Source organism: Bradyrhizobium sp. th-b2 (genome assembly GCF_000426785.1).
Taxonomy (GTDB): Bacteria; Pseudomonadota; Alphaproteobacteria; order Rhizobiales; family Xanthobacteraceae; genus Bradyrhizobium; species Bradyrhizobium septentrionale.
Genome location: NZ_AUGA01000001.1, coordinates 409113 through 429871, shown reverse-complemented (window position 1 = coordinate 429871; position 20759 = coordinate 409113). Strand labels below are relative to the sequence as shown.

Sequence of the window (20759 nt, the reverse complement as noted above, 5' to 3'; positions counted from 1 at the left end):
TTTGCGCATTGTCGTCATCAGCGATCCGCACATGCATCAAAAGAAGCCTGTGGGCTCGTCACCATCGTATCTAAGCGCTCATCCAAACTTCAACGTGGCAAAGGTGAACCCCATCTTTGATGCTACCGAATTGGTCTGTTCACTCGGAAAACAAATTGATTGGATAATTTGTCCAGGTGACATTTCCGATCAGAATGATCCCATCTCAGCTTCCATTGCTTGGCAGCAGCTAGATGCCATGAGAAAAAAGATACGAGCTCGAAAACTTATCGGCACCGTAGGAAATCACGACATTAACTCGAGGCGTCAGGACGGCAAGGAGAAGCCCGAGCAAGCGTTAAAGGCATTGTCTCCGCCGTTCCCTTTAGCCGACAGAAGATTAGCCAATAAGTTCTGGGCAGATGATTATGTCGTTGTGAAAGACGGCGCTGCAAGCGCGACGTTCGTCTTGGTCAATAGCTGCGCATTGCACGGGATCGGATCAGGCTCAGAAAGCCCCTCATACGAACACGGCCTGATTAGCGACAGGGTCATTGAACGTTTAGCCTCTGAGCTTCCAGGCCGGATCTCCGCTATTAACATCCTCATTATGCACCATCACATCAGACAGCACCCTTGGATTCCAGACGATAGCAGTCATGCTGTTAATGGACCTCGTTTGATGGAGATCTTGCGTGAGACCGGTGTGCAGTGGCTGGTGGTTCACGGTCACCAGCATTTGCCACACCTCGCTTACGGAACGTCCGATAGCAATTCGCCTGTCGTTCTATCGGCAGCCAGTATTGCAGCGCAACGCTACGAAGTCCGTGGGCGGACTCCTCGCAACCAAATGCACCTAATAGAATTCGACGATGACCAAGCAGTGCGCGCAAAGATCTTTACTTGGAACTGGGCTCAAACAATTGGCTGGACGGAATCATATCCGGACTCGGGCTTACCACGCCAATGCGGTTTCGGCCGCCAGACAGGTCTTTCGGATCTCTGCACGGCAATTAACCATCACGTCAACAATCAGCCCACGAAACGAAGTGACTGGGCTGATTTAACAAGCGCGATTTCCGATCTATCATTCCTAGTGCCTGATGAGCTCGTCGAACTGATCGCACTGTTAAACAACTCAGGAACCGAAATTCTATACGACAAGTGGCAGTTACCGCGAGTGCTCGATCGAGGTAAACAACATACATGATCCACCAGTCGCTATTTGAATCATTCAATGCTCGTGCGCTCGAGCCAGAGCAAATTGGGAGGGGATTTATTTATTCACCTCCGTTTGCTGAAGTTGCTGCTCGCTCAAATTCTATTGTTCTAGGACCGCGAGGAAGCGGGAAGACCACACTCCTCAAGATGCTTACGCTACCAGCGCTTCGCTCATGGTGGAAACGGGAACGGACGAAAGAAACACAGCGGCTGATGGAGCAAATGGACTTCATCGCTATCTACGTTCCTTCGGACTTCACTTGGTATCCAGATTTCAGGCGCCCTATAAAAACCCAACCACCAAAGGATACTGATGACTTGCTGAGCTATGCACTTTTCCGAAGTCATGTGCTTTTGGCAATATGCGATACGTTGGGGTATATGATCGATCCCCTGCTCAAGGACGATCGATATCTAAGCAAGCTGGCTATCAGTAGCGATGAGGTTCTAGCAGAAAGGGCTTCTGGACTTCTTGCAGCGAGTTGGGGACTTGAGCCGCCCATTGGTGGTTTCTATGGTCTACGTAGCGCGGTGACCCAACGCATACGCGCGATACAACATCTTTTGACCCTAGTATCGATGAAGGCGCTATCCGCGAGCGAAATGCTGGATCGGCATGCATTCTTATCTGCGACGTTCTTCGACGATTTGAAGGAGTTTGGCGATGTGTTCGAACACGTATACAGCCGGAGGCAGCGGTGGGCTGCGTGCTTCGATGAACTTGAGATTGCGCCAGATCCAGTCAAGGTTCCCGTTTGGCAAAGCGGAAGATCTTTTGACTCGCGCTTTCTCATTAAAATTTCTGCGAGTCCCTACGATGAAAGCTTAACCGAACTGCTTCAGCCCAAGATGCCTATGGCGTCTCATGATTTCCGAGAGATTGACCTCTCGTCGCAGCCGCGACGAGAGATCGATCGATTTAGTAGGCGCATGTTTCAAAAGCTTTGTTCGGAAATAGGCACCAATCCAATACAGGCAGAACAACGTTTAGGGCCGTCCTTCTACGATGATTCGTTTGATCCTGATGTGGATGGACCCGCCACCGATAGCGTTACAACGCTCGCTTCCTCGGTCAGTCGTGGAAAAGGAGCGCGGCTGGCTCCCAATGGATTTTACAACAAGAAGTTCAGAAGCCTAGCGCGGAAAGATCCTAGTTTTGAGCAATACCTTGTTGCGCGAGGCATTGATCCAAACGGTATGGAGAAGTTGCCTGAGTTTCAAAAGGCCTCTCTTATTCGTAAGATTATCTCTACAGTGATCGTGCGAGATGAATTTCTCTTCGAGAGGGCCCAGAACGATGAAGCGAGGTCACGAAGGTATCGCGCGCGCAAGGTGATTTCACCGATTTATACTGGGGCGTATTCTCTATTCGCGCTTTGTGAGGGAAATCCGCGATGGATTATTGGAATGTTTCGGCCCCTAATCGCTGAACTGACAGGCGCAAAGGATAAGCTTGCGATGAAAGCGGTCGGGAGAGCCGAGCAAAGCAAACGTATTGAGCGGACTATCACAACGTTCCTGACATTACTTTCGACATTGCGGGCTCCATCCGGAGACTATCCAAGCAAGTCTATCATTGAATTAGTCGAACAGCTTGGGGACTTCAGTTTTGAGCAAGTCCTCAGTAAGGACTTCAACCCCGAGCCTGTTCTCTCGTTTACGATTGATCGCAGCGTGACCCACGAAGTTCAAAGCGCCGTAGGTCGCGCGATCAACCAAGGGGCACTTGTTATAGTGCCGCAAAGTACCGCGAGGCGTGGAACATCCGAGCTAAATAGTGCTGCTCCGGGTACGATTTCAGGCAAACGAGTTCGTTTGGCTTTCCTGCTCGCGCCGAGATACCGATTGCCGCTTGTATTAGGCCGGTCTATTGACCTCTCACCCGTTCTTCGTTCGGCTACACTAACCAAGCCTTCGTCGGAACAGCTGATATTGGGGGATCTGTTTCTTCCTACAGATCGATCGTAGCATGATATCGCAAAGCCACGTCCATTCATTGCGCGGTTCAGAGACGCATTCGTTCGACCTTTTTATCAACTCGTTAGGGTATGAAGAGCGAGCATCTTGCCTTCTTCGCGCGCAAAAGATTGAGGCCGCGTCGTTTATAAGCTTGTCGTTCGGCGAGAATGCCGTTTTGTACTTTGATGCGAACAAGAAAATTATGGAGGGCTTATCTGCTCACATCGTCTCAGACGTCTCAGCGTTCTTTAGGCATGAATTTCAGGAGCACCTAGATCTCCTCATTCGAAAGTTTGGCAGAAAACTTGTTGTCGGCATTGACGTTTCGTCGATGAACCGAACAATGGCCGCACTTTCGCTGTCCTCGATGTTTGCCTGCAACAACGATATTGATTCGTTCGAGATTTTTTATGTTCCTGCCAAATTTAAGGAACCAAATTTGCTATTTTCTCCCATCGAGCAAGTGGGAGCGGTAATACCCGAACTCTCGGGATTCGATTCTGAGCCCGCGCTTCCAGTCGCACTGGTGTTAGGCTTGGGGTACGAGTATGGGACAGCAGTCGGGCTAATCAATCAGTTAGAACCCAACTTTACCATTTGTTTTCGGGCGATTGGCAGTGATGACAATTACGATCGAGCCGTCCGAAATGCGAATTTAGACTTTGACTTTAATCCATACAATGTAGAGGTCACAGAATACGAACTTCTCGATCTTAAAGCGGCCTACGATCACATCGAGAATATTGTTCACTCGTTGGTCGGCTCGTACCGCGTTGTGATGGTTCCGATGGGCCCGAAGATCTTATCAGCGCTACTGGTTCTGATAGCGCTAAAGTATTTTGGAAAGGTTGCTGTATGGCGCGTCGCGCGACCATCTGAGCCAGCCTCAGTGGAACCAGATGACCTCTACGTTACTGCGCGTGTCGAGACCGCGAATAATCTCGCGCTAAAGGATTTGCGGCTATTGACTACAATGCTTCAGGATGATGCAACGGCTGTTCTTGAGTAATTCCATCCAAGTTGACGAGACGAAGCGTTATTCGTGCGTTCCTATGGAATCCGCATCGCACATAAAGCATCGATGTCTATAGTGCGGATGGCCGTGCAGTCGATTTGCTGCGTTGACATTCGCCTTAGACAACATCTTGTAAGGGCACGCCACCAGCCGAGCAGGCTGGGTCCGGCGACGTCTCGGTGCCCGAGCGCCAGCGCGAACATGTCACACTGCTGGCGCCACGGGAGTGGTAGTGGCAGTTCCCAGAGTTTCTGCAGCCGTGCGACCGACCATCGAGAAAGTATGGGTTGGCAATCAGATCCCGGCATAGGCCTAAGTGAACGTTGTCAGGGAACTCTTCGACTGCGCTGGATGCTCGCCCGGACAAGATGAATTGAGTTGCGGGAAGGCGCGTTGCAAGTTTTGCCGTCTCAATATGACGATCGCGCAATATGGGTCCAACGCTGGGATATATTAGCCGCTTGTCGATATTGTAGAATCCCGACGACACGTCGACGATGTCGACGGGCAAGGTACTCGCCTGATTCTGAAAGCTAGTTGCGCCATCGCGGTCGAAACTATCGTCACCCGTTCTCAGCGAAATCCTTAGCGATGTCTCCAAACCGGTTTGTCGCCCTGCTTTCGCCCATGTGGCCACAAGCGCAAGACAGTCCGCGGCGCCGTCGTAGAGTCGCGAGTCGAGGAGAATGCCGAAAAGGTAACCATGGGCGGCGTGTAGTTGGACATGCAGGAAGCCGGCCTCTGCGGCCAACTCCGTCCCGATCTGCAGGCAGGAGAAGAGCTGTTGCAGTCGGCGCGGGGCAATCGTGGCCGCGATTGCACGACTTCTTGCGATAGTCTCCGTCCAGTCCTTCGGCCGGAAGGACGTCACACCCTCATAGTTTTCCCAAGCGGTCGCGAGCTGGATGCCCGGCGTCGTGCCGCGCGATGCGATAGCCGAAGACAACGTCTTCCATCGCCGATTTCGGGACATCTTTGGCGTCACCGCGTTGACGGCGTGCCCTCCGGGAATGACTACGTTGCCGACGATCGCACACGTGAGGCTGGGCGAACTCCGTTGCTCATAGAACGCGAGCATCCGCCGGTCCGGCGCGCCGTCTTCGACGTAGCCGGTGTTCAATCCGACGAAGAAAGTCCGCCTAGGTCTTCCTGAGATACGCGTACCGCTCATCATTCAACCGCATCTTTTCAAGGACCGTCTCGGTGAGATCCGCGCCAATCAAATGCGCAAGTCGCAGCAAATAAATCTGGACATCGGCAAGCTCCATCCGGAGCTTCGGTTCTGCGGCGACGAGATCCGAACCCGCATAACCTGGTCTCATCATGGCTAGGTCAACCTTCTTGATCAGATTCGCAAATTCACCAATCTCCCCCATCAATCCTACGAGATCCCGAGATATCTGACCACAACGCTCGGCGTCGTCAGGAAGATCGACGGGAAAGCCGTGCATGCGGTCCGCATCGATCTGCCGACGGCAGAGACTGACCAACGTCTCCACGGCGGTTTCCGACGCCCGACTGGCGTTGAAGGGAGCCGGCTCACCGAGCCTCGGATCGCCGGCCAATTCTTCACGCGTCTTCTGGAGGTGCTTTTGAATTGGCCAGATTTTAGTCTCAAATCCGTGCTGGCCCTTATACGGATTGGAGGAGGCGGTCTCGAGAATCGTGAAGTCGACTTTGGCGATAGGCTCAAGCAGAGGCAGGACGATGTACTTATCGCTTATGTTCTGAGTCACGATGCCGATACGTCCATTGAATCCGGGATCGGCATAGGTAGCCACGGCGCTCAGACCTACGCTGAACAAAGAGCCCTTGCTGACGATGCGAGCGAACACCCGGTCGTTAAGCGCAAGGCGTTCGTGCGTGATGAGGACGACCCGATGTCCCGGTTTTATCAGCACGTCTCCTCCCGGAGCGACCGACCAGCGTTTCTCGTCCTCAGTTAGGTCGTAGTACACGTCTCCCATCCGAAGTTCGTAGCAGGCTCCCTTGCACCCCTGCAGGTCCGCGTCGAGCACGAGCTCGTTGCGAGCGATAGCGTCGGCGATCTCGTGGTCCGCCAGAGTTTTCATGCATCCATCCCAATATGCCCCTCGGCTTTTCGGGGCGCTGCCGGAGTGTTACACGGTCCAGATGTCCATGTCCCCCGTCTCCCGCTGCAGCGTCTATATCGAGAGCCTCGTCAACACCCCCGAGGGGCAAAAGCCGTTCGGATTCGCGACCGGGTTCCTGTATGCGGGCCCCAACGGAACGCGGTGGCTGGTGACGAACTGGCATGTCGTAACCGGTCGGAGACCGGATGATCCCGGCATGCTTCTCCGTGGAAAGCCAGCGAGTCCTAGCTCGCTTCGGTTCAAAGTGGAGGATGCAGGCGGCACTGGCTGGCAGCAAATGGAGCTCGCGCTCTATGATGCCGATGGACCGACGTGGGTCGAATGCGATCGCGACCAAGGGATAGATTTGGCGCTCATCCAATTGAAAGATAGGCCCCGCTTCCGCCTGCCACTTTCCCAGAGTTTTGCGCCCAACTCATCCATGATGCTTGAGCCGGGCTTGGAGGTCGTCATGGTCGGTCACCCGTTCGAACTCGGCACGCATGCAGCCTCTGCGATCTGGAAAGGCGCGATGGTCGCGAGCGAACGGGACACCACCGAGGGCAGACCATGGATTCTCGTCGATGCGCCCGGTGTCCCGGGCATGTCCGGGGCGCCCGTCTACTATCGTACAATCGTGTCTGCGCAGACGGGTGGCGATCGCCGGTCAGATCTAGCAGATCCCCGTTCCGATGACCGCGGTGCAAGCCGCCGGGCGAAAGACTGGGTGAAGCTCGAACTCGTCGGGGTCTATGCAGGTGCGGTCGGAGAGAAAGCACTGGAGGCACTGCGACTTGGCCGAGTCTTTCCGATCGACTTAGTCGAAGGAGTGCTGCGCCGCCGGGAGCGGGGTCGCAACCCATTCCCACCCAATTTCTAGGTTCATTGCCTTGCAGAGCTGACGCTAGGTAGCATTGATGGTGAAAGAAGCGACCGAGGGACTACAACTCGGCAACGTAGCCGTCGCCCTCACTCTTCAAACGTCGCATGTTGGCCCAGATTGATCTGAGACGACGCTCGTTTGGTTTGGTCAGTGAGGCACTTATGGTGTTCGCATGCCATCGGCCAGAACGGCTCTGCAGATTGGGCCGTGTTCTGTTTTCCAGCGTATAAACGTCGTTAGACTCCGGTGCAGTAGTGCCTAAGCCTTGTGACTGAAATCTTCTGAGCATCCGGTCTCCATAAAGTCCGATGCTCAAGGTTCCGCTTCGCGGCGCTGGGTCGATGATTTAAAGACGTTGCGCCCTATTCCCTTGAAGGCACGCCGCGCGAATTCGTCATGGCGGATGCGCCGAGACGTATCTGACGCGCTATATCAAGGGGAACACCCTGATCTCCAACAGGCTACGCGGGGATCGAGCACCGGTATTAGCATCAATGCCGCAACCGCCGTCCCAGCAAAGAAGTCCGGGTGGTGCTCTGAACCTCCCAAGCGTTCAGTCGCCGTTGCGTGCGCTGAAGCTGTCGTACATCTCTCGCAACTCGACGACCGGGCCGAGGCTATCGTCGAGAAGGACCGGCGTCAGCCGAAAAGTGGAATGGTTAAATTTCCAGCCTTTGATCCCGAGCAGGAAATAGGCCTCCACGGATGACCGTAGATAGGTAAGCTGTTTGATGCGTTTCAGGTCGTCGGGATGGAAGGGCTGGATCATTTCATCCTCCGATCTCCATCTGGAATTGCTCGAACGCCGGGCGAAGCGGAATGGTGTCGCTAGAATTGTCCGTGTACAGGATGAGCAGGTTATAGTTAGCGTCAATTTCGGTGCTAGCGATGCGGGGCGCAATTGCGAGCGGACCCGCAGGACCGCGCTCGCCCTTTGGACCTTGCTGGCCGCGTTTGCCGACGGAAGTGAACAGTTGCCAGCCGTCGCCGGGGCAAGGCCCTGGGCCGTCACGACGCGCCACAAAGCTCGATCCATTCAGCATTACGATCGAGAGCCGGCGATATTTCGCGTCTGGGTTATGCGTGCCTTCGATGCGGAAGTTGAGGGCATCCTGGCCATCGCGGCCGGCGCGGGTGATGCAGTGCCAATCTGTGTGTGGCGGCGGTGCGGCTGTGTCGCATTCGGCCTGATACAGCGCACCGTCGCCGGCTACCACGAGATCGCGTTCGTAGTAGACCCGGCCCTCGACATGATCTTTCACGATCTCCATTTTGCCGGGCGGACCAGCGGGACCCGGCGCGCCATCAGCCGGCAGTCGGATGCTCACCATCGCCTGCGCGACGTACTTTGCGACGGCCTCGTCGATCATGGCTGGGACATTGGACCGCATCTCGGCAGAGGTCCGTTCACAGGTAGCGATAGCGGCTTTGATCTTGGCATCGCAAACATCGATGCTTTTGTTGAAGTCTTCGTTGACGCCTGCCATCAACTTGGTCAGTTCGTCCGCGACGGCGTGGAGAACATCCATCGTCGATTGGTGCACCAAGCCATTGACATGCTCCGCCCAGGCCGCGTTTGTATCTGCAAGGGCCTCACTGTGATGTCTGTTGCCATTAGTCTGCATGGCCGCTTCCCGCCTGGCTTGATGTCAGTATAGCACCAGACGGGCCGAAAGCATTCGAAGTTTAGCACTCAAGCTGGCGGAACTGTTGGGTGCGAACGATGCGCGGTCAGCCGAGGAGCCGCCACACCAGCGAGAAGCTGACAGAACACCAGATCGCGATTGCCGAACTGCGCCATCGGGGAAGTATCGAATAGGCCAAGGTGATCGATCTGCCCGGTGTGCTGCACCGGCGCGGACAGGACCAGGCCTTAACTTGAGCGATTCGCGATGACCTGCATCCGGTAACCGTCTCGTGGAGCCGTCGTGCACCACTCGTGACTCATTCGATGGATGTTGCCTAACGCCGGGCTCGAGAAGCAGGGTGCCGTGGTGCTAATCTCGCCTACTTGCTTGGTTGACTCCACATTCCCCAACACCCCAAGAGCATTTGAGAGATCAGTTCTAGCCTGCCAGGTATCTTGGACTGCGGCGGAAGTAAATCTATAACTTCGGTAAGCAAATCGATGCTACCAGTTACTTCAGCACGTACGCCCCTATTTAGTGCCTCTTTCAATTGGTCTTCATTGACTCTGGTAACATAGAAGATCAATGGGACGTTTATTTTTCGCTTCGTCATTTCCTCTAAAAGGCCATAGCCTGCCTTCGTGTCCTTAGGCCGTGCAAAGTCGGAGAGCACGACAGAGAACCGACTTGGGTTTGCCTCTAGCATGCGAATGGCCTCGTCGGTATTTCCCACTTGCGCAAAGCAAAGCCCGAATTTCGTAAGCGCCCTCTGCTCGAAAGAATTTGCTGACGGATCATCATCGACCCAAAGCACTGCGGTCCGTTCCAAGCTTGACGCTAAGGCGCGCTGAATCGTTTCGAGCAGGGGTTCGGCTTCGCGCGGAAACGAGTTTTTGTACTTCATTTGCTGAGCGAGGGCTGCCACTGCTGCCAGCCTCTCGTTCGTTGCGTTTGCTCTCACGTATAAAGCACCAACAACTATTGCGAAAATTAATAGTGGGGCTGTAAGTATTGAAAGCTTGATCGGCTCGAAATTGTTGCTCAACCAAATGATCAAGCCTCGCCACGGCGTAGGCACTTCTCTTGCGTCAAATGGAACAGCTGGCGCGTCTGAAGAAATCAGCGGTGACCAATTGCTCACCATATACTCATCTGAAGGATCTCTATTCTCGTTCTGAAAATATCCGCTATGCCCAAACATCGAATAGCGATTTAGAAATTCGGAACCATTCATGCCTACGAACCCGGTTCGCCCCGCCATACCAGTGAATGGCACACAGAATTGGCTGGCGAGAAGAACGGAGTCGCGGACGCCGCAGTCATTGATGACTCGGCCAACACGGGAAGGAATTAAGTCCGCCCAATAGTGATCGGCCCTAAGCACGCTCCCGGCCAAGATGAGGGTGTGGATTTGGATTTTCTCGCCGTCCCCAAGACCGCGCAACGCCCAGGCTATTAGGTGGGTACCAAAACTGTGGCCGACTAAGTCCAAGCGGGTCGGACTATGCCTGCTGACCACGGCACGCAGTTCGCGTCTGAAACGCCTAACCAAAAGCCACCGTGTGAACGGTATGATGAAAGCAAGGATGGAGAAATAGCCGAACTGAAAGTGATTGAATTGGATAGCGCCGTTCTTGTTGTTTACTACTTTCTCCAACCGTTGTTGCCACTGACCGAAGGTCCGGATGCCATGGACAGTTATAACGAGATGCTTCGTTTCGTTCGCCATGATTGCCCGCCCCAAACTGCTTGCGAAGTTGATTGCCGATGCCTGATGTTCGACAAGCGTCGATAGTCAAGTCGGGTGCAACTCACTAATCGGCTAATGCAGCGTCAAGAAGTCGCGCGAGTCGTACCCCAGCCTTCTGAAACTGTTCCTTCACGACCGCTTCGTTTGCGTCCAAGTATGCTGCGTCGACCAAAACATCATCCGTGCTTGGCAAATCGCAAGAGACGGTGCGCATGACGCAGTATCTAGTTTTCACGGACTTCGCGATTGCAAAGGATTCATTGGCCCAGTCACTCGGTTCGGAAGCGGTCCAGCTCTTTTTCATTTCGGGAGTGATCGCATCGACGAGAGCCGTCGTGGCACCGGCAACGTCAGGGCCGACTGCGTGCAGAACGAGACAGTTATCCCATGCCGCGTGTAAGTTTCCTGAACATTGTCCACTAACCCCGATGTTCGCGCCTCCCCGGTCATCATCAAAAGCGACATGAAGTGGTTGATGTATATCTCCGACCCAATGCCCGAGCAGTTTTAGCGCGATCAATCGATCTGAACTCTTCGCAGCTTTTGACGCAAGGATCTTAGAGTCATGAGAAATCGCAGTGAGCAGGCACCTCGACGTTGTTGGGCAGCTACTTGACGGAAGTCCCTGAGAATCGCGCGCTAGATTAATGAAATGTTCGGAAGCACGCATGCGCGGATTATCGGCAAAAACGCAAGAATCGCTAAAGGTTTTGAACGCTGGGTCCGTCTCTATTAGCTTTTGTATGGCCGCCCGCGTGCCCGGCTGTGCCACCCTGAAGGCAATTTCACAGATGATCTTGTGCGCGTCGTCTCCCCATGCCCGTGCCTCGCCGCACAAAGAGACTACAGCGAGCGCGACAATCCAGAGCAAGTGCATTGCAGTCACCCCATAGTCCAGAAGGTTACAATGACATAAGATGGTTGTATGTGAAACCGCCCACAATCCAGCCGTTATCCGGCTGCTTTGTCTTCCTTGTCTGAGCCGCGCATGACGATCCTGAGCACATCGTCGGGCAATGGCCACTGGAGCGCCTTGGCCTCATCCCACGGCGCGCGCATCAAACGTCCCGCTCGTCGTTAGTCGTCAGGATCACCGGCATCGCCTTCCGGTGGATCGGCTCCACGACCGCGTTCGGCTCGGTGGTCAGAAAGCCCTAGACGAGGTGCGGCCCCGACACCGGCTTGGATTTGGTGCCCCGGTCACCTTTGAACTCGGTCCAGATCCCGGCGAACGACCGTTCGTCGTTCAAGGCGAACCACACCACATCATTTTTCTTGGTCTCCGGGTTGGGCTCTGGCGCGTATTCAGCAAAACTGTTGAATGGGACCAAGCAGCGGTTTTCCGGCTTCAGCCACATCCGCCAGTGCGGGGAGCTGGTGTTGCGGATATTGGTCACCGGAGGTCCGCGCGTGCGCGGTGGTGGCGGCATGCCCCAGCGCATCATCGTCAGCTCGCGCTCAGTGCCGAAGTTGCGGACCACTGGCGCGGGGTAGTCTGGAAACACGCCCGGCATCGGCGGCAGGTTGCCTACGTAACGGTTCATGACACGAAAGAGCGCGCGGATAGCTTCTTGGTTCGTGGTGATCGAGTAGATTGCACATTGGTTCCTAATCCCGCTCGCCCGGCCACCACGTTGACGCCGGATCGTTGGCGGAAATCTTCGTCGCCCGCAGCGCGATCAGATGGCTTCGCTTGTACGGTCGCCCTTGAAGCCGTGAGCAATCCTTGCACCGCATGTAGCGCTCCAGGCGTAGCCTTCGGTCGGCGGACGATATTCAGCGGCACGGTTTGATGCGTGCTGCAGCCCAAGCATTTCACTTCGAGATAAATACCGGGACGTCACGTCGGAAGGCTTGCTGCGGGCGAGTTCGTTCAAAGGGCTGATCAAGGGAACGGGGCGCACCTGAGCAAGCCCGTTCTTATGTCCGTTGCTAAGTGCAAAGCTGACCTACTCCGGTAGTGAGCAGATGTCGCTTTTTGACCCACAACGGACATCAGATCGGCGCCCCACAAGATCCGCCGATGACGAAGACCCGTCGGGCCGACCCCCGAGGAATCCGGTACTGAGAATGCAGACGGTTGAGCAGAAAAATCAAGCTAAGCAGGGTGCGCCGAAATTCCAGGAGAACGTGATCAGACCTATGGGATCGACGTCGTCAAGCGAACGCAAAAAAACGACGGGCTTTACAAATCCGGGAGAGGGCGGGGCGTAAGTCTGGATACCGCAGCCGCGTGCGAGGCCCACCGAAGGGCTGCGAAACACGACCTGGCCCGTTGGAATATTTCCTGAAATCTGCACGGTGCCCCGCAAAAAGAGCGTATGCGTGATCATCACGGTAGGCTGTGCGTCTGATACCGTTCCGAGCGACTGGCTCACTTGAGAGGTAGCCGCCTCGATACGGTTATCGTCGCCAAAGAGCTTCTGTGTGAACTGCGTGCAAACCCTGCCGAAAATGGTGACCAAAGCGCCGTGCTCACTCAATTCGATCTGGCCTGACCCTGCACCCGTGAGCGGATCGTCTACCGTACAATAACGCGCAAAACGGCCGTCGGGGTTGCCGTGCGTCGGCGTATTGATGGTCAGTTCAGGCATCAGAGTCCCCCATGTTTTCCGTCTTGCGTAAGTCCTACGGCAGAGCAGCAAACGCCCTGTAGAGCTTCTCGGCATCCGCTTTGCGTTGGGCGGGCCATGATTGCGGAATAATCTGACGCACCCGGTTCAGGAGGATTTTGTCGGGTCCGGGCGGCGGCGGACCAGGCTGTGTAAGCGTCAGGGAAGCTGTAGTGCGGCCGCCGTTGTCCTTGAGGAGATGCATTTCAAGCGAGCCGTCTTTTCGGAACGAGAAGGTCATGCTTATGGATCTGGCGTCCCGCTTTATCGAATAGTACAGAGCTCCAACGATCGTGCCCCAGATACCTTCAAAGGTGCCGGGAGGGGGAAGGCTCGGAAGCTGCCGCGCGTCGACATAGCAGGTCGGCGTCCATGCCTGGACGCCTCCTCTGTCGACGATATTCCATTCCTGCGAAATCTTGAGCTGAACCGGCCCGAGGACCTGGCCTGTAGTCGCGTCTTGTTCGGTGCCATTCCATGTGCCGGCATAATTGGGGCTGAATGCCCGAAACGCGAGCTTCCGGTCTTCCCAGCTTTTCTGGCTTGAGCTGGCACCATCCTGTATGGGCTCAAAGACCTGCACGACGGCGCAAAAACCTAAGTCGGCGGCTGTCCAGCTCCGGGGACTCAATACCCAACCAACTTCGCCGCGTCCGGATACCGACGGCGGAAGAGAAAATGTTGAGACACCAAGCGATGTCCACCTCGCGTCTGGAGTCATTGGATTGCGCTGGTAGACAAACGCGGGAGCCGGATCGATTTGAGTCACAGGAGGCTTCGGCGCCAGCCAAAGCTCGGCGAACCCATTTTGTACGGGCGCCGCACCGATATTCTCCATCAACGCCAAAAGCCGGTAGGTGACATTCGGCCGTGGGGAGGTCTCCAGTTCACCTGCGTCGCTCAGCAACAGGAGCGATTGCGAAGAAATCCAACCCGTTCCCGGCTGAGGACGGAACCCGTTATCATCGTAAGCCTCGGGTATCACCAAATAGGGTGTAGCCGGGTGATGTTCATCGTCTCTCAATCTGCGAGGACGGTCGAAGTCCACACGGGATGATGCGATCGACATTGTATCCCCTGTCATCTGATCAGCACCGGGTCGACGGTGACCGACATACCCGGAGACGGCTGCAGGCTGTCAAAGGCGCCAGCTCCGCCCGGCGGATGCCGCACATTCCAGCACGGCCAACCATATCCACGGTCTCCATCAAGATTGTAGTCAGGAAAGATATCGTCGGGGATGTTACCGGCAGATTCGGCGGCAAGGACTTTTCGAAGAGCTACCACGCTGTTGTCGATCGCTCCTCCGAAGGTGGTGGGAGCGGGAAACGGCACTCCCGGTGTCACGAGAGAGCCGAAACTGGTCGGTCCCTGAGGGGAGAGCATGGTGCGAGTGCCGACCGGCGGATCGATAAAGGCATCCGGCGTCGCCGACGACGCGTACGGACCCATCCAAGTTTGCGGCTGCTCCATGACGACACTGTTGGGCGACTGCATTTCGCTCAACATCTCAGGCGGGACCCACGGTACGTAGTGACTCGACACCATTTTCCGCTCGAGATCGGGCAATTCCTCCTTCGGGAATGCGTAGATGTTCGGCTCCGGTGCCGTCCGCCATAGCGTGGTGGCAGGAATGCCGCCGCCTAGGTCTTCGGTGAGTTCGTCGGTGAACGGGATAGCGTATCCGGTCCGTACTAGGAAGAAGCGCAAATACTTGTAAAGATCGAAAAGGGCCTTCTTGATAAGATAGAGCCCGGCCTTAATCATATCGACGAGAAGGACGCCGCCAGCAGCGATGGCGTTCTTGATGAAGTCAAACGCGGCTTTTCCGATTGCAGCAGCTGTTTTTGCTGCCCAGTCTAGGAACGCCTTAAGCGCTGCCCAAAGGTCTTCCATGGATTGCGGGATTCCTGGCGAAGGAAACGGCGGCGCCGCACCCAGATCTTTCTCTACATCGTCCCAAAGTTTCTTGACGGCATTCCAGACATCTCCAACGATGTCAGGAAATTCCGGCTCGTTGATACTCTCTTCGGTCGACACTCGCAGGAAAAGGCGCAAGAGACTGTATGCCTGTTTAATATCGTCTGCCGTCGGATAGCCATCCGGGCGGCCGCCGCCTTTCAGGTTCTCCGGTGGCTCCGCCGTTACCGGATAAGCTACCTTGAAGACCTGTGCGAGCGTCTCGGCCCATTCGTTAAGATCCTCGTCATCCGGCGCATCCGGCACCTTCTCGACGACCCCGATGTTTTCGAGGCCATTGCGTATGTCGTCGCAGATCCCTTGAATGAACTTGTCGATCGGATCGTCGCCGGCAAACGTACCGACATTGATATGATCGTTGAGCCGCGCGAAAGTGAAACGCGCGCCATCGCCCATTTTGGCATTGGGAGCACTGCGAATTTTGTCCAAGAACTGCTCGCCCGTGTTCGGGTCAGTTTGATCGATGCTGTCGTGCCAGCGATCCCAGATATAGCCGTCCATAAAGTTCTCGACCAGATGATGCCTTTGCCAGTACATCCGGTAAGGTGCGCCTACGATCTGGTTGACGAAGGGGTGTCCAACCACGTCCGTCACGTAGTGCGTAAGATACCCGCAAGCGAAGGCTCTGACGTTAGGCTTGTTCATGCTTTGCACGAAAAGCTCGCGCGCAAACTGACCCGTCCGCACGTAGTGGAGGTAGTCAGCCCAGAACCACTTTTTCCTTGGCTTGTCCTGCTGGCGTCTAGCCTCGAAGATCGGGAAAAAGTTGACACCGTTAGTGACAACGGCCGCCATCAGCCCTTCGTGAAGGATCGCGTTGATCAGGCCGAACACACTTTCAAATTCAGCGAGCGCCTGCTTAAAGTACGTGCTTGCGCCCAGCGTCACATCGGCTTCGATTTCGGCGATCTTCTTGTCAATGTCGGCCGTTAGCTCGGTTATGCATGCGACGGAGCCCGCTAACTTCGAAAGGAAGTTGATGAGGTCCTGCATGTCGCTCTTGTAGTCCGCGAGCGCATAAAAAATGTCAGGCCCGATGGCGCCCAGCTTGGCAAACTTCAAAAGCTTGCCCGGATCTGAGTCCTGATCAGCGTCAATCTCGCCGATCGAGTCGCTGAACTCCCCAGTAAGAGCGATACGCTCTACAATGGTAATGTGTATTCCGGCTGTTGGCACAAGCACCTCCGCCCGAATGCAAAAGATTGCGAGAAAACGATAGGCTTCGGCTAAATCACATCTGGTCTCCCCGGCAGGTCTCACGGCGAAGAGATGCGCTGGGGCGTAACAGGTAAATTACTCGCCAATTAGTTGAAGGAGTCAAGTGGGTTATTTCGGCAGCCGGCGCAGTTGAGGGCCGGAGAGAGCCTTGGGGGCGCACCTACTGCCGAGTTATATCGAAGTAGCATTCTCGTTTGGAAAGAAAGGCGTCCTAATCAATTTCGGCAGGCGGCAGGAAAGCGCCACGGGGGGGCAGATTGATCATCATAGGAGCGGAGCTAAGGTATCAATCGAAGTAGAAAATGATGCAGTGCTCGAGTTAAAGGACACGGACGGCACCAATCGCGTATTGGTCCGTAGGGGGTCGACGTACAAAAAGCTGCGGGTCGACTTGGGTTTTGACCTTGGCTCGATTCCAGCCACTACGAACCGGACTGGAGCTATGTGTCCGAACGGGTCGAGATGTTTCGGCGGGATCGAGTACTGTTGTGGATCGAAAGTTGCAATGAACAACTGCTACGGGCTTTGGAAGTGTCCTAGCGATTAGGGACATGGGATGATTGTCGGATTGATGCTGATTCCGAACCAAGGCGCCGCGGTGTGGTCACGCTCCCGCCGATTAAGTGCGAACCAGGCGATGCCCCGCGGTAGGCTGGCAGCAGATCGGCGATGTCTACGCCAAGCTCGTGCGCGCTTGAATTTTCTGACATGCGCGAACTGAGCAGATGTGATCAGTTTGCACCGCTCTGAGACGCGAGCCCTTTAGGAGCCCGCTGATGCGTTCAAGCACCGTGCCGCTTATGGTAGCGGCCACTGCAAAATGACGCATCCTGTGCGGGTCCGCGCCACGGGGCTACTGTTTAAGGGGGGCCGGGGGGAGGACGCCAAACGTGATGCGAACTCTGTCCGAGCGCTGGCGGCGCTGGCAGTTTAGCGCCCGCAGTTCGCGCATTTTGGCCGGGAAAAATATTCTTCGGGACCCCCTCGTTTCCCAGCTCCAAACCGAGCAAACTTGCCGGGCAACCGCGCGTGAGAAGCTGCCATGCCCAACCCACCAGTGCCGTTTCCGCTGAAAGTGCTCCGCGGCAACCCTGGCAAGCGGCCATTGAAGCCTGGGCCTCAGCCCGAGCAGCTGCCTTACGTGCCCGAGCCACCGCCCTTCATCACCGGCTATGCCGCCGATGAATGGTGGAAGACCGCACCCGAACTTCACAGGCTTGGCCTGCTGACCCGCATCGATGTTCCCGCGCTGGCCGCCTACTGCCACGCTTTCGGGCAATGGCGTATGGCCGCCGAGTCGCTCGCGAAGATGCAGGCGAACGATCCGATCATGAACGGCATGATCATCAAGACCAAGTACGGCGATGCAGCGACGAATCCGCTAGTCAGCATTGTGCGCAAGCATGCTGGCGATGTAATCCGCTACGCATCCGAGTTCGGCCTGACGCCCGTTGCCCGCACGAGGCTCGCGGCAGGCGGCTACGCGCCGCCATCGCCCGGCAAGTTCGATGGGTTGTTGCGGTAAGACGACTGATCAGGCTACTCAGCCGCACCCGCCTGGCGTTGTCCGCTCCGCTGCCCCCGTCTAGCACCTGCGCGGCAGAACGCGCATACTCGCAATTATACCAGTCGGACAACATTCGCACGTTGAAATGGTTGGCGCCGCGTGCTACCCTATGGTTGTATAAGCGTTACTCTGGGAGGGGCCCATGCGGTGTCTCCGGGTTTTGCTGGTGATATTTTGTTTTGTTGATTGTTTGCAGCCAGCGGCGGCTCAGCTTTCTTGTAGCGACGTCACCCCAATTGTTGGCTCCATAGGTTATCAACGACGCCTAAATGCTGACAGATGCGAAGGATTCTATCAGCAGCAAGTTTCTGGCAGTCTCGAATTCCTTTCATTGGTAAAAGGAACGATCAATTACGACCTTGCGTCGGATAGGACTCTCGTTGTTTCGGCACCGAATCTGAGCCAGTTTGGGTCTTCTCAGGTCTTCCTGACAGCAAGGGCGCTCCGCCCTGGCACATATTACCGGATGGATGCGGCCATCGCATCCGGGGGAACGTTCAGGTGGCCGATCAATGCCGTTCTGGCTCCCGCAAACCTGCCGTCAAATGCCATCGGCGTTGTTGCTTGGATCAATCGAGAGCTCGGAAAATACTATGTACCGGTCTCGGTCGTTCCCGAAAATGTCGCAACGCCTGCGAGCCGTCCACCCGTAATGATTCTACGGTCCTCCCTGGACATCGAGATATTGAAATGGCGAAGCCGGCAAGAGAGCGGTCAGAATAAAATAAAAGATTGGATCACGTTTGGTGGCCCGCAACCGACGATAATACGGGCCGGTCAACCAATCTCGCTTGATCTTTCAGAACAACCGAGCGGTTCATTAGTCGTCGAAATCGCGGTGAAGTACGCAAATCAAGGTAGGCTGCAAACAGAACCATTTCGAATAATTGTGCCATGACTGGCCGCCAACACCTTTGGAGTCAATTGGAAGCCCTTCGTGCAGCACAAAGTGCGGCCGCAGCGAAAAAACTGCTGCTGAACGCTCCCGTAGACGAGGAACTGAAACGGATCGAGCAAGTCGAAAAGCTCTTAAAATTCATTCCGCAATCAAACAAGGCAACGATCTACACAGCTTGCGCAGTGGGAGCGATATGTCTGATCGTTGCTTGTGTGCTCTGGACGACTCGATTGCCAACGAGCCATTTGCAATTGGATGTCACGAGTGAGAGCATCACAATAAGACTAGCTAAGCAGACAAGCTGGAACGGCAATTGGGACCTTGGCGGCGGTTTGCTGCGTCTGGAGGACATGTCACGCATCGAAATTCCCCCGGAGTTGGCCGACGAGAATATGCTTGCCGGGAGATCCTGGTTTGAGGGAAGCAATGGCGATTTCGCGTTGAGGAGCCTTGAAATTCAAGCTCAATCGGAACTTCTGGTAAAGAAGGCCGAGTTGCAGACCCTGAACATTAACTCCTGGAATTCCCCGTTGCTCGGGCAATTGCAAGTATACGGCACACCAAAGATTCAGGCCGGCCGATCACCCGAAAAGGGCGAAAAGCTTTCGGAAACTCGCTTCGATATACCTGGGACGATTACCTTCTTCCATGACGCCTCACAAGCTCCTGCGATTCTCCGTGTGACGCCACGAGGTTCACTAACCCTTGCCGACTTGGCGGTAGAAAAGATCTCTTTCGCGCGTGAGAAAGCCGATTCCGAAACCTCGTTCCAATCGGGGATTATCAAGGGCAACCTGACCATCTTGAGCATCGGCGAAAAACCTCTGCCGCTAGAGGCGGGAAGCCGACTGCGACTGGAGGGTGTCAAGGGTGTAATCTCCGCACTTACTATTGGCGGCGACGGCGTTCGTCTTGTGTTCGAGGGCAGAGTCCGAAGCGCCACTATTGGGCCGCCTGGATTTGAACGAGAGCTTAAACCGTCGCTGCTCGAGTATATGTACGATCAACAAAGGCTCGGCTTTTTCTGGGCCGTGGCCAGTTTCCTGTGGGGTCTTCTTTGGAGCGCGCGCACGCTAATCTTCAGGTAAAATTGTCGCTGCTGCTTGCGCTTATGCTTGTCGGACCAAGTGTCCCGGAAGCACTAGCACAGGCCACCGGCGGTGCGCTTGCGTCTGATTTGCGAAACAATGTTGTTCGTGTCAACGCCCGATGGCCCAATGGTGGGTCGAAAGACGGTTTCGGATTCTTGGTCGGCGATAGAGGTGGACTTCTTTACATTGTGACCGCCGATCACGTGGTTCGCGACAGCAATGGGCTTGCCGGGACGCCGGGGATAACTTTCTATTTCGATCGAGGAAAGGAGTATCCAGGAGACGTCTTAGATACGCACCTTATAAAATCCTTAGGTGATGTGGCGGTAATTCGACTCCCACCTCCACTCGGCCTTCCTCCTTGGCGGCGCGATGTCCTCGCCCGTACTGGTGCCGTTCGGCCTGACGATGTCTGGTTCGTGGGCCTTCAGGGCGATTGGTACGTTCCCGTAAGGCCCGGCGCGATCAGCAGTGTCCAATCTGATAGGGAAATCCGTTTCGAAGGTCTTGCCATTCGACCGGGAACATCGGGGGGACCGCTGATCGGCAACTCCGGCATTTTGGGTATGATAGTCGACGACGTTGACGCCGTAATTGGAATAGCGACGTCCATCGAAGCCATTTCGCGAGCATTTCGGGAATGGGGTTATCCATGGGGACTCACTTCTTACTCAGGCCCAACACCATCTCCAACTCCAACTCCGATACCAACACCAACACCGACACCAACACCAACACCAACACCGACACCAACACCGACACTAACTCCGACACCAACTCCGACACCAACTTCCCCTTGGAATGCTCTGTATAGCACGCGGGACAACAGAGACATCTGGCAACAGGACATTAAGCTGCCTGACGG

General features: G+C 55.4%; 17 protein-coding genes and 3 pseudogenes. 9 read left to right on the top strand and 11 right to left on the bottom strand.

What is annotated here, in order from left to right; translation table 11 throughout:
* Position 1: 1 nt before the first annotated feature.
* Genes K359_RS58545 through K359_RS0102055 form a run of 3 tightly spaced genes read left to right on the top strand, consistent with a single transcriptional unit; the run spans position 2 to position 4168 of the window.
* Positions 2 to 1189, top strand: a complete 1188-nt coding sequence (locus K359_RS58545) for a metallophosphoesterase (RefSeq protein ID WP_198031094.1) — start codon at positions 2 to 4, stop codon at positions 1187 to 1189.
* Positions 1186 to 3168 carry a hypothetical protein gene (locus tag K359_RS0102060; protein WP_156928313.1) on the top strand — a complete coding sequence of 661 codons (1983 nt, stop codon included), beginning with the start codon at positions 1186 to 1188 and terminating at the stop codon, positions 3166 to 3168. Before K359_RS58545 ends, K359_RS0102060 begins: the two co-directional genes overlap by 4 nt.
* 1 nt (position 3169) lies before the next feature.
* Positions 3170 to 4168 carry a hypothetical protein gene (locus K359_RS0102055; RefSeq protein ID WP_029077839.1) on the top strand — a complete coding sequence of 333 codons (999 nt, stop codon included), beginning with the start codon at positions 3170 to 3172 and terminating at the stop codon, positions 4166 to 4168.
* Between the two features lie 124 nt (positions 4169 to 4292).
* Here the strand turns inward: K359_RS0102055 and K359_RS0102050 are convergent, their stop codons facing one another.
* Complete coding sequence (locus K359_RS0102050; RefSeq protein WP_029077838.1) at positions 4293 to 5294, bottom strand: hypothetical protein; 1002 nt, start codon at positions 5292 to 5294, stop codon at positions 4293 to 4295.
* A gap of 19 nt (positions 5295 to 5313) precedes the next feature.
* On the bottom strand, positions 5314 to 6246 hold the full coding sequence (locus tag K359_RS57080) for a hypothetical protein (protein ID WP_051345942.1): 933 nt from the start codon (positions 6244 to 6246) through the stop codon (positions 5314 to 5316).
* A 67-nt stretch (positions 6247 to 6313) separates the two neighbouring features.
* On the opposite strand from K359_RS57080, the gene K359_RS0102040 reads away from it, so the two are divergent.
* Positions 6314 to 7147 carry a serine protease gene (locus K359_RS0102040; RefSeq protein ID WP_198031093.1) on the top strand — a complete coding sequence of 278 codons (834 nt, stop codon included), beginning with the start codon at positions 6314 to 6316 and terminating at the stop codon, positions 7145 to 7147.
* 556 nt (positions 7148 to 7703) lie between these two features.
* On the opposite strand, the gene K359_RS0102035 is transcribed toward K359_RS0102040, so the two are convergent.
* The 9 genes and pseudogenes from K359_RS0102035 to K359_RS0102000 form a co-directional block, all read right to left on the bottom strand.
* The gene (locus tag K359_RS0102035) at positions 7704 to 7919 is read right to left on the bottom strand and encodes a hypothetical protein (RefSeq protein WP_029077836.1); all 216 of its coding nucleotides are present in this window, start codon (positions 7917 to 7919) and stop codon (positions 7704 to 7706) included.
* Between the two features lies 1 nt (position 7920).
* Complete coding sequence (locus tag K359_RS0102030; protein WP_156928312.1) at positions 7921 to 8775, bottom strand: hypothetical protein; 855 nt, start codon at positions 8773 to 8775, stop codon at positions 7921 to 7923.
* Between the two features lie 382 nt (positions 8776 to 9157).
* Positions 9158 to 10507, bottom strand: coding sequence for a response regulator (locus tag K359_RS57075; protein ID WP_029077834.1), 1350 nt, complete (start codon positions 10505 to 10507; stop codon positions 9158 to 9160).
* Positions 10508 to 10592: 85 nt separating this feature from the next.
* Complete coding sequence (locus K359_RS0102020) at positions 10593 to 11405, bottom strand: S1/P1 nuclease (protein ID WP_029077833.1); 813 nt, start codon at positions 11403 to 11405, stop codon at positions 10593 to 10595.
* A gap of 74 nt (positions 11406 to 11479) precedes the next feature.
* Positions 11480 to 12072: pseudogene (locus K359_RS57070) on the bottom strand (SOS response-associated peptidase family protein).
* 64 nt (positions 12073 to 12136) lie between these two features.
* Positions 12137 to 12356: pseudogene (locus tag K359_RS64220) on the bottom strand (hypothetical protein); the annotation flags it as partial.
* A 265-nt stretch (positions 12357 to 12621) separates the two neighbouring features.
* Positions 12622 to 13122, bottom strand: a complete 501-nt coding sequence (locus tag K359_RS50880; RefSeq protein WP_035975832.1) for a hypothetical protein — start codon at positions 13120 to 13122, stop codon at positions 12622 to 12624.
* A 34-nt stretch (positions 13123 to 13156) separates the two neighbouring features.
* Positions 13157 to 14209: a hypothetical protein gene (locus K359_RS0102005; RefSeq protein ID WP_156928311.1), complete on the bottom strand. Its 1053-nt coding sequence runs from the start codon at positions 14207 to 14209 to the stop codon at positions 13157 to 13159.
* Between the two features lie 11 nt (positions 14210 to 14220).
* Positions 14221 to 16296, bottom strand: a complete 2076-nt coding sequence (locus tag K359_RS0102000) for a zinc dependent phospholipase C family protein (RefSeq protein WP_156928310.1) — start codon at positions 16294 to 16296, stop codon at positions 14221 to 14223.
* A gap of 1099 nt (positions 16297 to 17395) precedes the next feature.
* Between K359_RS0102000 and K359_RS50875 the strand changes: the two genes are divergently transcribed.
* The 5 genes and pseudogenes from K359_RS50875 (at position 17396) to K359_RS64215 (ending at position 20708) form a co-directional block, all read left to right on the top strand.
* Entirely contained in the window at positions 17396 to 17863 is a 468-nt protein-coding gene (locus tag K359_RS50875; RefSeq protein ID WP_198031092.1) for a phage terminase small subunit P27 family, read from the top strand.
* Between the two features lie 184 nt (positions 17864 to 18047).
* Positions 18048 to 18803 carry a hypothetical protein gene (locus K359_RS61030; RefSeq protein ID WP_156928309.1) on the top strand — a complete coding sequence of 252 codons (756 nt, stop codon included), beginning with the start codon at positions 18048 to 18050 and terminating at the stop codon, positions 18801 to 18803.
* Positions 18800 to 19891, top strand: coding sequence for a hypothetical protein (locus K359_RS0101990; RefSeq protein ID WP_029077829.1), 1092 nt, complete (start codon positions 18800 to 18802; stop codon positions 19889 to 19891). The genes K359_RS61030 and K359_RS0101990 overlap by 4 nt, the downstream gene beginning before the upstream one ends.
* A 23-nt stretch (positions 19892 to 19914) precedes the next feature.
* Positions 19915 to 20436 (top strand): annotated as a pseudogene (locus K359_RS66105) (trypsin-like peptidase domain-containing protein); the annotation flags it as partial.
* 110 nt (positions 20437 to 20546) lie between these two features.
* Positions 20547 to 20708, top strand: coding sequence for a hypothetical protein (locus K359_RS64215; RefSeq protein WP_245284486.1), 162 nt, complete (start codon positions 20547 to 20549; stop codon positions 20706 to 20708).
* Positions 20709 to 20759: the final 51 nt, after the last annotated feature.

Bases quoted from the DNA above. Each gene is read 5' to 3' on its own strand.
- K359_RS0101990 (WP_029077829.1), top strand. From the start codon at position 18,800: ATGACTGGCCGCCAACACCTTTGGAGTCAATTGGAAGCCCTTCGTGCA.
- K359_RS0102005 (WP_156928311.1), bottom strand. From the start codon at position 14,209: ATGTCGATCGCATCATCCCGTGTGGACTTCGACCGTCCTCGCAGATTG.
- K359_RS50880 (WP_035975832.1), bottom strand. From the start codon at position 13,122: ATGCCTGAACTGACCATCAATACGCCGACGCACGGCAACCCCGACGGC.
- K359_RS61030 (WP_156928309.1), top strand. From the start codon at position 18,048: ATGCGGTGTCTCCGGGTTTTGCTGGTGATATTTTGTTTTGTTGATTGT.
- K359_RS0102020 (WP_029077833.1), bottom strand. From the start codon at position 11,405: ATGCACTTGCTCTGGATTGTCGCGCTCGCTGTAGTCTCTTTGTGCGGC.
- K359_RS0102055 (WP_029077839.1), top strand. From the start codon at position 3,170: ATGATATCGCAAAGCCACGTCCATTCATTGCGCGGTTCAGAGACGCAT.
- K359_RS0102035 (WP_029077836.1), bottom strand. From the start codon at position 7,919: ATGATCCAGCCCTTCCATCCCGACGACCTGAAACGCATCAAACAGCTT.
- K359_RS0102030 (WP_156928312.1), bottom strand. From the start codon at position 8,775: ATGCAGACTAATGGCAACAGACATCACAGTGAGGCCCTTGCAGATACA.
- K359_RS64215 (WP_245284486.1), top strand. From the start codon at position 20,547: ATGGGGACTCACTTCTTACTCAGGCCCAACACCATCTCCAACTCCAAC.
- K359_RS57080 (WP_051345942.1), bottom strand. From the start codon at position 6,246: ATGAAAACTCTGGCGGACCACGAGATCGCCGACGCTATCGCTCGCAAC.
- K359_RS0102060 (WP_156928313.1), top strand. From the start codon at position 1,186: ATGATCCACCAGTCGCTATTTGAATCATTCAATGCTCGTGCGCTCGAG.
- K359_RS0102040 (WP_198031093.1), top strand. From the start codon at position 6,314: ATGTCCCCCGTCTCCCGCTGCAGCGTCTATATCGAGAGCCTCGTCAAC.
- K359_RS57075 (WP_029077834.1), bottom strand. From the start codon at position 10,507: ATGGCGAACGAAACGAAGCATCTCGTTATAACTGTCCATGGCATCCGG.